This is a genomic window from Micromonospora arborensis (assembly GCF_003205615.1).
Taxonomy (GTDB): domain Bacteria; phylum Actinomycetota; class Actinomycetes; order Mycobacteriales; family Micromonosporaceae; genus Micromonospora; species Micromonospora arborensis.
Genome location: NZ_PYBV01000028.1, coordinates 199,831 through 216,182, shown reverse-complemented (window position 1 = coordinate 216,182; position 16,352 = coordinate 199,831). Strand labels below are relative to the sequence as shown.

The following is a 16,352-nucleotide window of genomic DNA, read 5'->3' as shown; positions in this document are numbered from 1 at the left end:
CGCGAATCAGATCGGCGTGGGCGCGAGGACGACCGGTGCGGCGGGCGTGGACCGGCCCGCCCGGATGGCGTACGCGAGCGCGTAGGGCATGCACGCCAGGTAGAGCATCGGTTCCACCAGCACATGGTTGGTGATGATCTCGAAGGTCCCCCATGGGACGGCGGGCCGAGGTATGCCGATGTTCCAGTCCGTCCAGGCGACGAAGAGCCACAGCGGCGCGGAGACACGGTCGACGTTGTCCATTGACGTCGCACCGACGACCGGGCCAGCGCCGACACCTGCCGAAGCAGCGTCGACGACGGCGAGAATCACCGCGAGGTCGGCGGCGGCGAGCGCGCCGAGGACGCCCACCCCCCAGGCCGCCCGGAGTCGGTCGCGGGCGGCGAGGCTCGCCGCGGCCCAGAGCGCCAGCATCAGGCCGGCCAACCAGAGCAGCAGACCGGGTACGCCGCGGGCCAGGTCGTCCGGGTAGATGACATACAGGAGCGGGACGGCGACCGCACCGATGGGGAGCACCACGCCGAGCGCGATGCGCAGCGGACCGTCGAGTGCGGTGCGCCGGGCCCATCGGGCGGCGAACACCGCCAGCAGCACCGCCATCGCGACGGTGAGCGCCGTCCAGATCAGCGTCGTCTCCTGGTCCGACCAGTTCGCCCCCGCCAGCCAGATCTGCATCCGGTACAGGGCGGCCGCGCCGCCGACCACGATCCCGACGCACGCGACCGGGGACAGCAGCAACGCGGCGGCGGTACGGCGGGCCCGACCGCGCATCAGGTTGCGGTCGACGAGCGGGGCGCCGGCCCGGCTGACGGCGAGGCTCACCGCGAAACCGAGCATCTTCGTCCGGCTCCCGGTCTCGGCGAGCACGTGCAACTCGGCGGCCCACTCGCGGCGCAGGTCGTCTCGGATGTCGGCCGGCCAGCGGCGCGCGGCCAGCGCCAACAACAGCTCGGCGGCCCGGCGGCTCACCATGCCGGCGCCCCGGTGGGTTCGGCGCCGCCCCACGAGGGACGACTGTCGGGGATCGCGGCACGCAGGTCGGCGAGTGCCCGCCGGGCCTGCGCCGCGCCAACGGCGGTGAGTTGGTAGTAGCGGCGGGCCGGCCGCCCGGCCGCGACCGGGTCGATCGCCTCCCAGTCGGCGGCCAGCCAGCCGGCCCCGCTCAGCCGATGCAGCACCGGATAGAGGGTGCCGCTGGGCAGGCCGGTCAACCGCATCAGGTCCAGCCCGTAGCGGTGCGCGTCGGGCTCGGCGAGCAGCACCGCGAGCACCTTCGCGACTGGAATGGTGATCCGCATCCGGCCACTGTATCGGAACTCTACATAGGGGTGGGGACCCTTTCGACGGGGATCCACAACTCGGCGTCCGCCTCGGTGCCGTCCGCGGACACCCGGACCCGGGAGATCTCCGGTCCGGGTCGGCTGCGGTACGGGTTGGACGGGAACCACTGGGTGAACACGTCGCGCCACAGATACTGCACCGCCTGCGGGAACGCGCCGGAGGTGGTGAACACCGCCCACGTCCCGGCCGACACCGGCAGCCCGTCCAGGTCCTCCGGCGGCGTGGCGCCCGTGACCACCCCGTGCCAGTAGTCCAGCTCGGTGCCCTCCTCCCGGCTGTCGGCGAGGTTGTCGCTGACGTTGACGATCCCGACCGGCTCCTGATCCGAGAGCGCCTCGATCCGCGAGGTCGTCTCCTTGTCGATGCTCCGGATGAACGCGACGATCGCGGGGTTCATCCCCTCGTGCACCAGCGGGACGCGGGCCTTGCGTCCCACCAGGGTGAACGCGTCCTTGTTGACGATTCGGTACTCCATGCTGCCGCTCCCTTCGACGGTGAGTCGGAAGGACATCCGGGGCTGGGCGCGCAACGCTGCCCCCGTACGTCGAGCCTCTCCGGGGCCCACGCCGTGCACGGCGTGGAACGCCCGCGCGAACGCCTCCGCCGACCCGTAGCCGTAGTGGACCGCGACGTCGAGCAGCGTCCGCTCCCCCGCCAACACGTCCGCGCCGGCGACGGTGAGCCGACGCCGACGGATGTACTCCGACAGCGGGATGCCGGCCAGCGCGGAGAACAGCCGTCGGAAGTGGTACTCCGACGTCAGCGCGATCCGCGCCAGGTCGGCCACCTCGATCCGCTGATCGAGATGCCGCTCGATGTACGCCATGGCTTCGTTGAGCCGCTCCAGCACCCGGTTCCCCTTCCCTTTCCAGCAGTCACGCTAGGCGGCGGGGCTGGGGGCTCACCCGACATCCGGTGCCCGCAACGGTCGGGTCGGCGCGATTACAGCCTGGCGAAGAACGACGTCATCGACGAGATCTACGCCCGCATCTTCGCCGCGTCAGTGTCGTAGGACGAGCGGCGCTCAGCGCGGCGACTGCTGCATGAACCAGGTGTGCACGGGCTCGGACATGGAGCCGATCACCTCCCAGCCAGCGCGGCGGTACAGCTCGACGTTGCCCGGGTTGCTGGTCTCCAGGATCGCCGGCAGGCCTTCTTCGGCGACGCGAGCCAGCCCGGCCCGCATGACGGCCCGACCCCAGCCGCGTCCGGCGCTGTCGGGGTGGGTGCCCAGGACGCCGAGGTACCAGAACGGGAAGGTCGGCAGCGCGGCGTGCACGGTCTCGTCGTAGGCCTGAACCCGGGCCAACACGTCGGCGGGGTATCGAGCTTCCGCCGGCGACCCGTGCCCGGCGGCCGGGACGTCAGCCGACAGCTCGGCCGGTGGCTCCCAGATGGCCACGGACGCGCCGCCGCCGATCGTCCAGATCGACGACCGGTGCACCCGCCTGTCGAAGAGGTGCCCGAAGAAGATGGCGGCATACCGCGGGTAGGTGTCCTCGTCGGGGAACAGGTACCGCAGGATGGGATCCTTGACGAACGCGGCGACCAGTGAACCTACTACCGCGTCGCGGTCCGCTGGGGTGGCGATGGTGATCTCGGGCATCGTCATAACAGCCGACATTATCCCGAAAAGCACCTTGACCCTGACCCCCTGGTGGGCCGCAGACTCGTCTCATGGACCTCGGCGACTACCGCAGGCACTCCCCGTACAGCGACCCCGGTCGGCACGCCCCGCTGCTCGACGCGGTGCCCGCCGACATCCCCACGGTCGCGGCGACCGCCCGCAACGTGATCGTCCACTACCGGGCCGGCGGCGTCGAGCTGCCCGACGACCGGCTCGACGAGGTGAACTGCCGCTGGATGGACCGCATCCTCGACACCGACCAGTCCCGATTTCCGCTGCCCCTGGCCGCCGAGCGTCCGGCCATCGACCGGGTGGCCGGCTGCTGCCGGGACCACACGCTGCTCTCGGTGGCGGTGCTCCGCCAGCACGGCATTCCCAGCCGCAGCCGGGTCGGTTTCGCCTCGTACTTCGTGCCCGGCTGGCACCACGATCACGTACTGGTGGAGTACTGGAACGGTCACCGGTGGGTCTGGGTCGACCCGGAGGTCGACCCGGCCGGCGACTGGGGGTTCGACGGCTACGACATCGACCCGAAGGCCGGGCTCTTCGACTCGGCAGCGCGGGTGTGGTCGGCATACCGAGCGGGGGCGATCGACCCCGAGGTCTACGGCGTGAGCCCGGAACTGCCGATCCGCGGTGCCTGGTTCATCCACGACTACGTCCTACAGGAGCTTGCCCACCGGCAGAAGGACGAGTTGCTGTTGTGGGACAGCTTCGGCGCGATGACCGACGACCTCACCGGTGCCGACCTCACGCTCGTCGACGAGATCGCCGCGCTGCTGCTCGCCGCTGACGACGGCGACGCGGCCGCGGAGAAGGCACTCACCGACCGGTACGTCACCGACAGCCGCCTAAGCCCCGGCGCTCAGGTCCGCAGCATCTCGCCGCTCTCCGGCACGGTGAGCACGGTCGATCTTCGCGTCAGCCGAACGTGAAGGCGTACGCGGCGGCGCCGGGCTCACCGAACGTGATCTCCAGGGTCCGCTCACGGACCGCGTCGTGCTGGCGTACGAGCTGGTAGAGGCGGCCGTCCTCCAGGACGCCGTTGCCATCTTCGTCGACGTCGACGCCGTGTGCCGGGCCGGGCGCCGCACCGTCGAGAAGCACGCGGAACGGGATCGGCTGTCCCGACCCGGGAGACAGCACGAGATGCGCGTCCCGCGCGTGGAACCGGAAGGCGATGCTGCCGCCGGCCCCGTCGAGCGCGACGCTCTCCGACCCGATCGTCCACGGGCCCGCCAGGGCCCACTGGTTGAGGCCGAGGCTCTCCGGCAGTTCGTAGACGCGGCGTTCGTCGAGCGCGGCGCCGTTCGGCGACGCGAAGTGTTCGCCGCGACTGAAACCGAGGTACGTCTCGGGCGTACGCAGGTTGTTCCAGTCGGCCGCCGCCTCCGGCCCGAAACCCTCGACGGGTACGAGGTCGCGCTCGATGCCGAGCAGTTGCTGGACAACCCGCTCGGACTGCTCGTAGCGCCCCTCGCCGAAGTGCTCGTCGCGGATGACACCGTCGGTGTCGACGAAGTAGAGCGCCGGCCAGTAGTGGTTGTCGACGGCCCGCCAGATCGCGTAGTCGTTGTCGACCGCGACCGGGTAGTCGATCGATCGCGCCGCCACCGCCCGTCGCACCCAGCCGATCTCGTGCTCGAACGAGAACTCCGGCGTGTGCACGCCGACGACGACCAGCCCGTCGTCGCGGTAGGCCCGCGACCAGGCACGGACGTACGGCTCCTGGCGCAGCCAGTTGATGCAGGTCAGCGTCCAGAAGTTCACGAGGACGACGCGGCCGCGCAGGTCGGCGACGCCGAGTGGCTCGGAGTTGAGCCACTCGGCCGCCCCGTTGAGCGGGGGCAGGTGCGCGGTCATCTAGCGAAGTGACCGGAAGGCGGTGCGAAGCTCTTCCGAGAAGATCTTCGGCTGTTCCCAGGCCGCGAAGTGCCCGCCCTTGTCGAGCTTGTTGAAGTAGATGAGGTTGGGGTACGCCTGCTCGGCCCAACTCTGCGGTGCCTCGTAGAGCTCGTCGGGAAAGACGCTCACGGCGACCGGGACGTTGACGCCCTTCGCGGCGAAGAACGAGAGCTTGTTCTCCGCGTACAGACGCGACGCGGAGACCGCGGTGTTCGTCAGCCAGTACAGCGAGATGTTGTCCAGGATGTCGTCGCGGGTGAGACCCGCTTTGGCCCCCTCGAAGACCTGGGCGATGAGGGCCAGACTTTTCGCGTCGTGGTCGAGCAGGAAGGACGCGAGGCCGACCGGAGAATCCGCCAGCCCGGTCAGCGTCTGGGGACGCGTCGCCATCATGAGGGCGTAGGCGACGTGCTTCCAGACGTAGTCCAACTCGGTGGCCGCACGCATCTCGTCGTCGGACAGACCGGATGGCAGCGAACCCATGGCGTTGTTCGCCGCGGTGACGTCGCCCTGGAACAGGTTGTCGATCTCGGGTGGGACCGCGCCCGCCATGTTGGTGTGAATGCCGAGCAGTTCCGGCGGCGCCTGCACCCCCATCTGGTCCACGATGACCGCACCCCAGTCGCCGCCCTGCGCGACGAACCGGGAGTAGCCGAGTCGCTTCATCAGCTCCGTCCAGGCGGTCGCGATCTTCTGCGGGTTCCAGCCCGACATGGTGGGTTTGCCGGAGAAACCGTGCCCGGGCAACGATGGGATCACCAGGTGGAAGGCGTCCGACGCGTTCCCACCGTGCGCGGTGGGGTCGGTGAGCGGCTCGATGATTTTCATCTGCTCGATCACGGATCCGGGCCAACCGTGGCTGACGATCAGCGGCAGCGCGTCGTCGTGCTTCGAGCGCACGTGGATGAAGTGGATGTCGACCCCGTCGATCGTGGTCATGAACTGCGGTACGGCGTTCAGCCGTGCCTCGACCTTGCGCCAGTCGTACTCGTTCTCCCAATAGCGTGCGACGGCCTGAATCGTCGCGAGTGGCACGCCCTGCGACTGGTCGTCGACGGTTTCCTTGTCCGGCCAGCGCGTAGCCTTGATGCGTCTTTTCAGGTCGTCGAGGTCGGCTTGGGGAATGTCGACCGAGAACGGCCGAATCTCCGTGGTGCCTGGACGCGTCTTGGTCTTGACAGCCATGCGTGTTTCCTCTCCGTCTAGGTTTGCGCCTCGCGAGGGGAAATCATGGGGTGAAGACGCTGCCCGGACTTATGTGCCAATTCGAGATGGGCACGCCGCCGCCATATCTCGGAGCCTAGAACGCCGCACCCCGGGCTCGTGGCGATACGAGTAGTCCCTCACTGGTCCTGCCCGGTGGCCACGACGGCGTGCTCGGCGGCTCGGCTGACCTGCTCCCAGCGCGCCCAGGTGTCCATCCGTCGGCGGGAGATGTCGAACGCCAGGTCGTCGCCGAGGGCATCGATCTCGGTGTGGCGGTGGACATGATCTGGGGGCCCGTGCTCAACCGATGGCTGCAACGCAGCGGCCCGCTCACCACCGAGTACGCCGACCTCGTCGTCGCCACCGCCCTCAACGGACTGCGCCCCCGCTAATGCCCGGCAACCTCTTTCCCACCTGCGGCATCGTCGCCAGCAGACGCCGCGACGGGCCAAGGGACTCTGGCGTGCCGCGCCTGCCGCCCTCACCGGCTGGCGGCTCGTTGAGCAGGCTCAGGGCCGTGGCGAGCGGACCCTCCAGGGTTGCGCGATCCAGGTCGGCACCAACTTCGTCGCCGACCACGGCGAGCGCCGCGACGATCCCGATGTGCTCCGGCAGGAGGGCCGCGACCCGTGGCCGTAGCGGTCCGTCGACGTAGACGGCACCACCAGGCTCGAACAGCGCGACTTTCCGCCCGTCGACCACCTCACGCACGATGACCATCCCGTCACCGCTCTTGGTGACCTGCAACAGTCGCGTGCCCTGCGCCAGGCGTGCGATCGCCGGCTCCCGATTCGCGATCGGAGCCCGGTCCTCGAAGCTCAGAATTGCCCTGTGGGCAAAGTTGCCTTCAAGGCAATCATCTGGGTACCGTGGTTCTCATGCCGGAGGAAGCACGGTCGGGGCTGCGCGAGCGCAAGAAGCTTGACACCCGAAAGGCGCTGAGTGACGCCGCCCTGGAGCTGATGTTCGAGCGTGGTTTGGATAACTTTGTCCGGGAGGATGTCGCGGCGCGCGCCGGGGTGTCCCTGCGGACATTCAGCAACTACTTCGCCAGCAAGTACGACGCCCTGGCATACCGGGTCAACTACCGGATCCGGCGCAGCGCCGAGCTGTTGCGCAGCCGCCCGGCGGAGGAACCGCTGTGGACAGCGATCGCCGAGGCCTTGATCGAGCCGCTGCGCGATGACGGCGTCCCGTTCGGGCGGCCGACCGACGAGCAGATCCTTGAGGTGCGCAAGCTCAACGCGACACCGGAGATGCAGGTCGCCCTGGCCCGCAACACCATTGAAGACCTGGTCGAGGCGATCGCCGATCGCACCGGCACCGACCCGAAGGCAGACCTCTACCCGCGGTTGGTCGCCAACGTCACCGTCGGCGCGCTCAACGCCGTTCTGAACCGCTACGTGCAGACCGATCCGTCCGTGGCGATGTCGTCGGTGCTGCGCGAGGTGTTCGCCAGCATCTCAGAGGGGTTGCCGCCACCGCCCCGTACGTAAACGGGCTCCTTTGTCTGTCATGCAGCGGGCGTCGCCGAGCGCCCGGGATCCACCGCGTCCACACGCAGTTACGCCGGGGAGAGCGAGACGCCATGTCCGAAACGACCACCGCCGCGCCGCCGGAGCGGGCGGGGGAATATCCCCGTCTCTTCAGGCTCGGGATCGCCGGCGCGCTGTGCGGCATGTTCCTGGGCATGATGGACAGCTACATCGTCGCCACCGCGCTGCCGAGCATCGTCGGCGATCTGGGCGGCCTCAAGTCGATGACCTGGATCATCACGTCCTACGCGCTGGCGATCGCAGCCTCCACGCAGGTGTGGGGAAAGCTCAGCGACCTGTACAACCGCAAGACCATGTTCCTGCTGTCGGTAGCGGTCTTCCTCGCCGGCTCGATGCTGTGCGGCCTGGCCCAGAGCATGGGTGAGCTGATCGCGTTCCGGGCCCTGCAGGGCGTCGGCGCGGGCGGGCTGCTGGTCGGCGCGGTGGCGATGGTCCAGGCGCTGCTCCCGCCCAAGGAGTCCACCCGGGTCTCGAGCTGGACCGGGCTACTGCTAGGCGTCGCGCTCATCGCCGGTCCGCTCGTCGGGGGCGTCATCACCAGTGGGCTCAGCTGGCGCTGGATCTTCTACGTCAACGTCCCATTCGGACTGCTCTGCCTGCTCGGCACGGTCGTCGGGGTCAAGGTGCCGATGCGGCCGGAGGCGACCAGGGTACGCATCGACTACCTCGGCACGGTCCTGCTGACCGCGGCGGTCGTCTGCCTCACCCTGGTGACAAGCTGGGCGGGCACCACCTACTCGTGGAAGTCCGGGCTGATCCTCGGCCTCTGCGCGGTGGTGGTGGTCGCCACGGCCGCCTTCCTCTACGTCGAGCGCCGGGCGCCCGAACCGCTGGTGCCGTTCCGGATGTTCGGCACCCGCAATTTCTCCCTCGCCCAGGTCCTCGGGTTCGCGTTCAACGTCACCATGGTCGCGACCGTCAACTTCCTGCCGCAGTACTTCCAGAACGCCCGCGGCGTCGACCCGGTCAAGAGCGGCTTCCTGCTGATCCCGATGATGGTCGGGATGGTGGTGGTGATGAACCGCAGCTCCGCCTACATCCGCCGGACCGGGCGGTACCGGATCCTGCCGATCATCGGTGGAGCCGGGGTGGTGATCGGCATGCTGCTGGTGCTTCTGCTCGGGCCGGACACCAACCCGGTGCTCGCCTCGCTGGTCGGGATTCCGCTCGGCATCGGCCTCGGCTGCCTCATCCAGAACACCATTCTGATCATTCGGATGAGCGTCGAGCCGCGCGACATCGGCGCCGCCATGGGCATGGGCTCGCTGACCCGCACGATGGGCAGCGGCATCGGGGCGGCGCTCTTCGGCGCGCTCTACCTCAGCGCCCTGACCAGCACCCTGACCAACAAGCTGGGCTCGGCCGATCTGCTGTCGTCCGGTGACATCCGGCTGAACCCGGAACAGCCCGGCGCGATGGCCCCGGCGGTGCGCGCGGCCTGGTCGGCGGCCGTGACCCACGGCCTGCACATCGTCGCGATCGGCACCGCAGTGGCCGGCGCGATCGCACTGGTGTGCGCGTACTTCATCCGCGAGGTACCGCTGGTCGACAACCGCGCCGACGTGCGCCGGCCACGGTAGACGTTGATGTCCGCTGTGCAATGAATACTCAGGGACATAGTCGGACGGCCGGGGTGGGTGACGCCGAGGCACCTCAACCTCTGGCCGCTACCCGCGGTCACCCTGCCGGGGCCAGACGGCCACCGCCGCCAGGAGAGCGCACGGCACCAGACAACCCAGCAGACCGCAGAGCGACATGGCAACTGCCCAGAACAATCCCTCCACCACAAGGCTGGATGGTAGGTGACGACCGACCGTGCGAACGTTGGCCGTGGGTCACACTGAGGCGTGCGGAGATCTCTGGGCGACGGCTGGTGGATCGAGCTTGCGTCTGGATGGGTGCGGGACGGCGTCAAGGACGGCGTCACCACCTGGCGCGCACCCGGTCACACGTTGCGGGTGGTGCCAGGAAGCCCGTGGCGTTGCGCCGATGGGGCCGACATCATCGCCTCGCTCGATGCCGACCTGCCGCCGAACCCGACGGCCAAGGTCGGTGAGGGTGGCCGGGACGGGATCGGTCACCGTGCCGCGTGGCTCTACCGGCAGGACGGCGACGTCCGGTTCAGCCTCTACGGCTACACCTTCGTCGGCGCGACGTACCTGGAAACGGTTTTTACCGGCGCCGACTCGGCGGACCTCGGTTGGGCCTTCGACGCGTGGCGTTCGGTGACGATCCGCCGTCAGTGGCCAGACGAGGTGTCCCCCGGGTCGCGAGGGCCACGCTGACGGTCAGGCATCGCGCGTGCCGGGTGCGGCCGGCCGCCCGCCGTCGGACAGATGCCCCGCCAGCCCGTCCAGCAGACGATTCAGCCCGAACTCGAAGAGCCGGTCCAGGTCGAAGTCGAAGTCGTTCCGCACGGCCATCCGCAGCAGCGGCGATCCGTCGGCGGCAAGTTCCGCCAGCCGCTCCTCCTGGAAACCTATCCACTCGTCGTTGGTCAGGCCGGTCTCGCGCTGCGCCTCGATCTCCGGCTCGATCGCCGTCGCCAACCCCCGCCCGAAACTGAAGAGCGTGAGGTGCACGTAGAGCTGGGTCTCCGAGTCGAGGCCGAGGCCGTCCAGTGCGCGCAGCACCCCGTCGCTGATCGCCACGGTGTTCGGGGTGAGCTGGGGCCGGGTGATCGACATGGCCGGGGCCAACCAGGGATGGCGGCGAAAGAAGCGCCACTCCAACCGGGCGATCGCCGCCAGGTCGGCCTGCCAGCCCTCCGCGCTCCGCGGCGGCACCTCCTCCTCGCCCAACACCGCGTCGATCATGTGCAGCAGCAGCTCGTCCTTGCCCGCCACGTACCGGTACAGCGACATCGTGGCGACGCCGAGCTCGGTGGCGACGCGGCGCATGGAGAGCTCGGCCATGCCGTCCGCGTCGGCGACGGCGATCGCGACGGCGACGATGCGCTCCCGGCTCAGCTCGCCCTCGCCTCCCGGCCGCCCCGCGCCACGGGGTTGTCGCGCGCGCTCGGCCGCCGGGACTCGTGCAGGCTCCGGGGCGCTGGCGACGACGGTACCGACGCCGGGACGCGCCTCGGTCAGTCCCTGCTGTCGCAGCGCGGCGTGCACCTTCGTGGCGGTGGCGATGGCGACGCCCCACTCCTGGCTGATCCGGCGGGCGGAGGGCACCTGGTCGCCGGGGCGCAGCTCGCCGGCGACGATGCGGCCCCGGATCTCCTCGACGATGCGCAGGTACGGCGCCTCTGGCCGGCTCACCGCGTCACCCCCGCCCGCGCACCGACCTCGCGTACTAGTACGCCGGTGTCGGGTATTTCACCTCGACGACGCGGCAACCGACCGACGCGCAGGTGGACCGTACTAGCAGTAGTACTAGTACGGCGCTGCCGACGAAATGCCTGGCCAACAGGGGTATTGCCCCGCGCCCAACGGTCTGCATAGCCTGTACGCCACATGATGTACACCGTACACGAGCGGGGAATGATCAATGACCAACGGAACCGTCCTCATCTCCGGCGCCAGCATCGCCGGGCCGGCACTGGCGTACTGGCTACGCCGACACGGCTTCACTCCCACCGTCGTGGAGGTCGCCCCGGGCCTACGCCCCGGCGGTCAGGCCGTTGACCTGCGCGGCGCCGGCCGCGAGGTGGTCGAGCGGATGGGCCTGATACCACGGGTACGCGAGGACCAGGTCGACGAGCGTGGTGTCGCCAACGTCGACGCGAACGGCCGTTGGGTGGCCCAGATGCCCGCCGACCTCTTCGGCGGCGAGGGCATCGTGGCCGAGGTCGAGATCATGCGGGGCGATCTGACCCAGATCCTCTACGACGCCACCGCGGGCGAGGTCGAGTACCTCTTCGCCGACCGGATCACCGAACTCCACCAGGGCGACACGGGGGTGCAGGTCCGCTTCGCCAGCGGCACGGTACGCACGTTCGACCTGGTGGTCGGCGCGGACGGGGTGCACTCCGGCGTACGCCGGCTCGCCTTCGGACCCGAGCACGAGTACGTGCGGCCGCTCGGCGGGTACACCGCGTACTTCACGGTGCCGGATCCGGGCGACCTGAACGACTGGTTCCTCATGTACAACGCGCCTGGCGGGCGGGTCGCGGGGATCCGCCCCGAGCGGGGCGGCACCGCGAAGGCCATGCTGAGCTTCACCTCGCCGCCACTGGAGTACGACCGGCGCGACGTACACCAGCAGCAGCGCCTGCTCACCGACGCCTTCGCCGGGGTGGGTTGGCGGGTGCCGGCGCTGCTGGACGCGCTGCCGGACGCGCCGGACTTCTTCTTCGACAGCATCTGCCAGGTGCACGTGCCGAACTGGTCGCGGGGGCGGGTGACGCTGCTCGGCGACGCCGGGTACTGCGGCTCGCCGCTGACCGGCATGGGCACCAGCATGGCGTTGGTCGGGGCGTACGTGCTCGCCGGCGAGTTGGCCTCGGCCGGCGACGACCACGCGCTCGCGTTCGCGCGCTACCAGGAGGTCATGCGCGACTACGTCCGCCAGTGCCAGGAGTTGCCGCCCGGCGGGGTCGGCGGGTTCGCACCCCAGAGCCGGCTCATGATCTGGGCGCGGAACCAGTCGATGCGGATGATGGGGCACTGGCCGATGCGCGACATCCTCGCCCGGCAGTTCCAGAAGGCGGACGCCATCACGCTGCCCGACTACGCCACCGCCCCGGCCGCCCGACCCCACGGCGCGGCCCAAGGCCAGGTCGGGTAGCCACCGGATGAGACGCTGCGGGGAGACCAGGTCGGCGATTGCATCGCAGATAAGTGAGGTTTTTGCAAAACTAAGCTACTATCAAACGCTTTTACAATTAGATTCAAGCACGGTTGGCGAGGCATACAAAGATTTGTTTACCCAAACCCGGCGACTAGGAGGGCCGTACCGTAGGCGGGCGTGGGAACTGGAACCGGTTACGGCCGATGCCGACATGCCTCGCTCTGCCTACTTCCGTTACGACAACGCTCCGGAGTTGGCTGTCTGCCTCTTGTCCATGCGACGTGAGCTGACCCCCTGGGGATGGCTACTACGCAGGTCAACCCAGAAGAGAGGCCGTGCACTACGTCAAAATCGCCCCCCTTGGGTCGAGCCCTCGTTTATGCGTGAGCATAAAGAGGAGTTGTCCCTGAATATTGACGCGCCGCCGACGTCGAGCAGGCCCGCAAAGCCCTAGCGGCGGTGGGCGGTGTCGGCGGCGGCTTCGATCAGCCGGGCCGGGGGCTAACCCCACGGTGCGCACTGGCGTCAGCTTCAGCACCAACAGACAAGCCAGCCGGATCGCGTAAGCGATCAGGATTCCGAATGCTTGGACGGGTACAGCAGGCCCCCTCTTCGGTCGAAGGATCCTCATGTCCCGCACGCCCCGCAAGCACCGGTCCACATATCGCATCCTGTCGTCTCTCGCCGTGCTGGCCCTGGCTGCCGGTGGCGTCACGGCGTGTGGCGACGACGGTTCCTCCGCCACCTCCTCGACCTCGAAACCCCCCACATCGTCCGCCTCGCCGTCGACCAGCCAGGCGGCCGCGGCGAAGCTGCACATGGTCAGCAACGATGGACATCGCCTGGCCTTCTACGTCACGCAGGGCAGCGGTTCCACCATCGTCCTGGACTCCGGCGGCGGCGAGTACTCCTCGCAGTGGAAGGACATCGCCCCCAAGCTTCACGCGGCCACCGGCGCCACCGTCATCACCTACGACCGGGCCGGCCTCGGCGAGAGCGACGTGGTGCCCGGCGCGTGGAAGGTCGAGAGCGCAGTCAGCGACCTCAAGGCAGGTCTCAAGCAACTCGGCGTCACCAAGGACGTAACCCTGGTGTCCCACTCCCAGGCCGGCGAGATCGCGAACAACCTTGCCCAGGACAACCCGGAGATGCTCTCCGGCGCGGTCCTCGTCGACGCCAACCTCCCCCAGTTCTTCACCGACGAGCAAATCCCCCGCCTCGTGGCCGCGGGCCAGCCGGACGTCGACGTGGCGAAGAAGGATCCCGAGAATCCTGCGAACCGCCAGCTCATCTCCACCGCGGAAGGCTTCGCCGCCGCCCACCAGACCTTCCACAAGGTGAAGTGGCCCGCCTCCGTGCCGGCCACGGTCATGGTGTCGGAGAAGACCCCCTTTGCCGGGTCTCCCGAGGACGCCCAGCGCTGGCGCGACGCCGCCGCCTCGTTCGTCAAGGAAGCCCCCAACCGCAAGCTCGTCACCGCCAAGGACACCTCCCACGAGATCCCGACAGATCGCCCCGACCTCGTTATCCAGGCGATCGAAGACATGTTCGCGGCACAGCACTGACCGCAAGGAGAGGCCCTCCCCCACCGGCGGGGCGGTTTCCAGGGGTCGTCGCAACACGTGGTCGTGTTGATCAGGCCGTGAGCAGTTGTGCAGGCGCTCGACGGTTCGCCCGCCGGCTTTGCGCTGCCGCGGCCTGGTGCGGCAACATCAGGCGCCGTGACGGCACCAGACACGGCTCCCGAAGACGACGCCCCGGCCAGCAACAATGGCCCGCAGCGGTCGGGTCGGCGGGTCAGACACTGGTTGGCCGGTGCCGGGGTCACCGCCCTGGCCGCCGTCCTCGGCATCACCCTCGCCGTACGCGGCGGCGCCACCCCGGCCTGCGCCGCGCCACCGACGGGAAACGCCGTCCACAAGGGAACGGCCAGCTACTACGACGCCGGCCGCTCGGGCGGCACCTGCTCCTTCCCGAGCCCTCCGGCGGACCGGCTCTACGTGGCCCTCGGCGCATCCGAGTACTCGGGTGCGGCTGCCTGCGGCAGTTACCTGGACGTGAGCGGCCCGAAGGGCACGGTCCGGGTCCTGGTCATGGACCAGTGCGGCGGCTGCTCACCCGGCAAGATCGACCTCTCCGACGAGGCGTTCGCCAAGATTGCCGACCGGGCGCAGGGCATCGTGCCAGTGACGTACCGGGCGGTGGTGAACCCTCCGCTCGACGGAGGGCTCACCTTCCGGATGAAGCGCGGCGCCTCGCAGTATTGGTTCGCGGTGCAGGTCGGCAACCACGGCAACCCACTCCGGTCGGTCGAGGCGAAGGGGCCGAGCGGCGCCTTCCGCAAGACGACCCGCCAGAAAGACAACTACTGGACCGTCGAGGACGGCCTCGGCCCCGGGCCCTACAGCGTCAAGGTCACCGACGTGTACGGACGCCAGGCGACCGCCACCATCCGGATGGTCGCGAAGCAGGTCCAACGCAGCACGGCCACCCTCGCCGGACCCGACTCCGCCCGTACGCCGAGCAGTTCGCCCTCGGCTCAGCCGACCCCCACCCTCACGCCCTCGCCGACCCCGGCGGAGTCGGGCGCACCGACGGCGACCGTCGAAGCCCTCGCCGGTGCCGCCCCGCTCCACAGCCCTCGCTGCTGACAGCTACCGGGGCCGAGAAATGCTCCGCAGGTCACGCCGCGCTTCCGCTCGACACATGGCTCCGATGGCTTTACGGAACGCTCGGGTCGCGGGGCTGCTGGGCGCCGTCCGATCGGGCTTTCTCAGCGATGGCCTGGAGTGCGGAGATGTGCTCCGCCAGGTTGCTCCGGCCAGCGTCGGTGAGGTTGAGCCAGGTGCGTGGCCGCTTGCCGACGTAGCCCTTGCGGACTTCGACATACTCGTTCTTGGACAGTGTGGTGGCCTGTTTTGACAGTGCGGAGTCGGAGAGCTGCACCGAATCTCGGACGAACCCGAACTCGGCCCATTCCGCAGCGGCGAGCAGGGAGACGATGGCCAGTCTCGTCGGGTCCAGCAGAAGCGGGTCAAGCTTGGCCACTACTCAGTCCCTGTCCTGCCGGCGTAGTAGCCTCAGCTGGAGCCTGGGGCTGAGGAAAATGATATAGATCCCGGCCAGGGCACCGTAGTAGATGCCGCCGTGCGGCAACTGCAGCAGCGAGACGACCAGGGCCACCGCGATCCCGAGACCAAGCACGGGCGCGATGCGCAGCAGGCGCCATTTGACGGAGAGGGGGAGGCTGCGGCCGGACACGATGACCGGCCGGCCGATCAGGGTGCTGCCGACCCTGGTGCGCAGGCCGACGACCGCCACGAGCAGGAAGGCGAGCAGGAGCCAGGTCAGCCAAGGGCCCGCCGCCGGGAACAGGTCGTTGGCCAGGGAGTAGAGGAACACGGCCAGGCCGCTGACGATCCATATCCACCGGGACTCCACGGCGGATTTGATCACCTGCTCCTTGCCCTCGTGGACCGTGCGCAGCGCTGCCGCCGCCTCTTCCGGGGTTGGCTCGTTCACCGTTGCCACTCCTTCGTCTGTTCCGTGCGCTTGTTCACGGTGCGCAGGATCAGCCACTGATCGAACCACGCGCCCGTCATCGTCAGCACCAGCAGCGCCAAGCCCATGATCAGGTGCGCGTAGGTGTGCAGCGGGGCCGCGGCGTTCGCCACTCGGGTCAGGAACAGTTGGAGGAGCAGGCGAACGCCGGACAGCAGCACGACCAGCAGCCGGGCCCGGGGCGAGCGCCACACCGAGCGGACGTACTGGCGGCGGCGCGCGAGCAGCGCGAACCAGAGCGTGATGTGCACCGCGATGAGGACCACTGGCAGCGCTGCGACCAGCGGGTAGTCCGAGCGGAACTGCTCACTGACGTCGAAGCTGGCCACGAGCAGACCGGCCAGGACGAAATACCACGCGGGCAGGCCGCTGACCTGCTGTTGGACCGGGTTCTGCGCCGGCCATTGACCCGTGGCCAC

The 16,352-nt window shown here is 69.2% G+C and carries 18 protein-coding genes and 2 pseudogenes; 8 read left to right on the top strand and 12 right to left on the bottom strand.

Annotation, left to right across the window (positions count from 1 at the left end):
• Positions 1–6 precede the first annotated feature (6 nt).
• From C7C45_RS22790 to C7C45_RS22775, 4 genes are all read right to left on the bottom strand, one after another.
• Positions 7–972, bottom strand: coding sequence for a hypothetical protein (locus tag C7C45_RS22790; protein WP_146247376.1), 966 nt, complete (start codon positions 970–972; stop codon positions 7–9).
• On the bottom strand, positions 966–1,298 hold the full coding sequence (locus C7C45_RS22785; RefSeq protein ID WP_110565718.1) for a PadR family transcriptional regulator: 333 nt from the start codon (positions 1,296–1,298) through the stop codon (positions 966–968). The genes C7C45_RS22790 and C7C45_RS22785 overlap by 7 nt, the downstream gene beginning before the upstream one ends.
• 20 nt (positions 1,299–1,318) lie before the next feature.
• Positions 1,319–2,191, bottom strand: coding sequence for an AraC family transcriptional regulator (locus C7C45_RS22780; RefSeq protein ID WP_110565717.1), 873 nt, complete (start codon positions 2,189–2,191; stop codon positions 1,319–1,321).
• Positions 2,192–2,365: 174 nt separating this feature from the next.
• Complete coding sequence (locus tag C7C45_RS22775; RefSeq protein ID WP_208641254.1) at positions 2,366–2,953, bottom strand: GNAT family N-acetyltransferase; 588 nt, start codon at positions 2,951–2,953, stop codon at positions 2,366–2,368.
• Positions 2,954–3,018: 65 nt separating this feature from the next.
• On the opposite strand from C7C45_RS22775, the gene C7C45_RS22770 reads away from it, so the two are divergent.
• Positions 3,019–3,903 carry a transglutaminase domain-containing protein gene (locus C7C45_RS22770; protein WP_110565715.1) on the top strand — a complete coding sequence of 295 codons (885 nt, stop codon included), beginning with the start codon at positions 3,019–3,021 and terminating at the stop codon, positions 3,901–3,903.
• Here the strand turns inward: C7C45_RS22770 and C7C45_RS22765 are convergent.
• From C7C45_RS22765 to C7C45_RS35150, 3 genes and pseudogenes are all read right to left on the bottom strand, one after another.
• Positions 3,890–4,831 (bottom strand): redoxin family protein, encoded by a 942-nt coding sequence (locus tag C7C45_RS22765; protein WP_110565714.1) that lies wholly within the window; start codon positions 4,829–4,831, stop codon positions 3,890–3,892. The two genes, C7C45_RS22770 and C7C45_RS22765, sit on opposite strands and share 14 nt — an antisense overlap.
• Positions 4,832–6,058: an epoxide hydrolase family protein gene (locus C7C45_RS22760; protein WP_110565713.1), complete on the bottom strand. Its 1,227-nt coding sequence runs from the start codon at positions 6,056–6,058 to the stop codon at positions 4,832–4,834.
• Between the two features lie 158 nt (positions 6,059–6,216).
• Positions 6,217–6,324 (bottom strand): annotated as a pseudogene (locus tag C7C45_RS35150) (short-chain dehydrogenase); the annotation flags it as partial.
• On the opposite strand from C7C45_RS35150, the pseudogene C7C45_RS35740 reads away from it, so the two are divergent.
• A pseudogene (locus C7C45_RS35740) lies at positions 6,325–6,471 on the top strand (TetR family transcriptional regulator C-terminal domain-containing protein); the annotation flags it as partial. It abuts the pseudogene before it with no gap.
• On the opposite strand, the gene C7C45_RS22750 reads toward C7C45_RS35740, so the two are convergent.
• Positions 6,449–6,799: a hypothetical protein gene (locus tag C7C45_RS22750; RefSeq protein ID WP_146247375.1), complete on the bottom strand. Its 351-nt coding sequence runs from the start codon at positions 6,797–6,799 to the stop codon at positions 6,449–6,451. The pseudogene C7C45_RS35740 and the gene C7C45_RS22750 overlap by 23 nt on opposite strands.
• Positions 6,800–6,957: 158 nt before the next feature.
• On the opposite strand from C7C45_RS22750, the gene C7C45_RS22745 reads away from it, so the two are divergent.
• The 3 genes from C7C45_RS22745 (at position 6,958) to C7C45_RS22735 (ending at position 9,920) form a co-directional block, all read left to right on the top strand.
• Complete coding sequence (locus C7C45_RS22745; protein ID WP_110565711.1) at positions 6,958–7,575, top strand: TetR/AcrR family transcriptional regulator; 618 nt, start codon at positions 6,958–6,960, stop codon at positions 7,573–7,575.
• A 92-nt stretch (positions 7,576–7,667) separates the two neighbouring features.
• Positions 7,668–9,215: an MFS transporter gene (locus tag C7C45_RS22740; RefSeq protein WP_110565710.1), complete on the top strand. Its 1,548-nt coding sequence runs from the start codon at positions 7,668–7,670 to the stop codon at positions 9,213–9,215.
• A 267-nt stretch (positions 9,216–9,482) separates the two neighbouring features.
• Positions 9,483–9,920, top strand: coding sequence for a hypothetical protein (locus C7C45_RS22735; RefSeq protein ID WP_146247374.1), 438 nt, complete (start codon positions 9,483–9,485; stop codon positions 9,918–9,920).
• 3 nt (positions 9,921–9,923) lie between these two features.
• Here the strand turns inward: C7C45_RS22735 and C7C45_RS22730 are convergent, their stop codons facing one another.
• Positions 9,924–10,901, bottom strand: a complete 978-nt coding sequence (locus C7C45_RS22730; RefSeq protein ID WP_110565708.1) for a TetR/AcrR family transcriptional regulator C-terminal domain-containing protein — start codon at positions 10,899–10,901, stop codon at positions 9,924–9,926.
• 229 nt (positions 10,902–11,130) lie between these two features.
• Between C7C45_RS22730 and C7C45_RS22725 the strand changes: the two genes are divergently transcribed.
• From C7C45_RS22725 to C7C45_RS22715, 3 genes are all read left to right on the top strand, one after another.
• A complete protein-coding gene (locus C7C45_RS22725; RefSeq protein ID WP_110565707.1) occupies positions 11,131–12,369 on the top strand; it encodes an FAD-dependent monooxygenase in 1,239 nt (412 codons plus the stop codon).
• 632 nt (positions 12,370–13,001) lie between these two features.
• On the top strand, positions 13,002–13,937 hold the full coding sequence (locus tag C7C45_RS22720; protein ID WP_110565706.1) for an alpha/beta fold hydrolase: 936 nt from the start codon (positions 13,002–13,004) through the stop codon (positions 13,935–13,937).
• A 156-nt stretch (positions 13,938–14,093) separates the two neighbouring features.
• On the top strand, positions 14,094–15,023 hold the full coding sequence (locus C7C45_RS22715; protein ID WP_110565776.1) for an expansin EXLX1 family cellulose-binding protein: 930 nt from the start codon (positions 14,094–14,096) through the stop codon (positions 15,021–15,023).
• Between the two features lie 70 nt (positions 15,024–15,093).
• On the opposite strand, the gene C7C45_RS22710 is transcribed toward C7C45_RS22715, so the two are convergent.
• Genes C7C45_RS22710 through C7C45_RS22700 form a run of 3 tightly spaced genes read right to left on the bottom strand, consistent with a single transcriptional unit; the run spans position 15,094 to position 16,352 of the window.
• Entirely contained in the window at positions 15,094–15,420 is a 327-nt protein-coding gene (locus C7C45_RS22710) for a winged helix-turn-helix domain-containing protein (protein ID WP_110565705.1), read from the bottom strand.
• Positions 15,421–15,423: 3 nt separating this feature from the next.
• The gene (locus C7C45_RS22705; protein WP_110565704.1) at positions 15,424–15,894 is read right to left on the bottom strand and encodes a hypothetical protein; all 471 of its coding nucleotides are present in this window, start codon (positions 15,892–15,894) and stop codon (positions 15,424–15,426) included.
• Positions 15,891–16,352 (bottom strand): 3'-5' exonuclease family protein, encoded by a 462-nt coding sequence (locus tag C7C45_RS22700; protein WP_208641253.1) that lies wholly within the window; start codon positions 16,350–16,352, stop codon positions 15,891–15,893. Before C7C45_RS22700 ends, C7C45_RS22705 begins: the two co-directional genes overlap by 4 nt.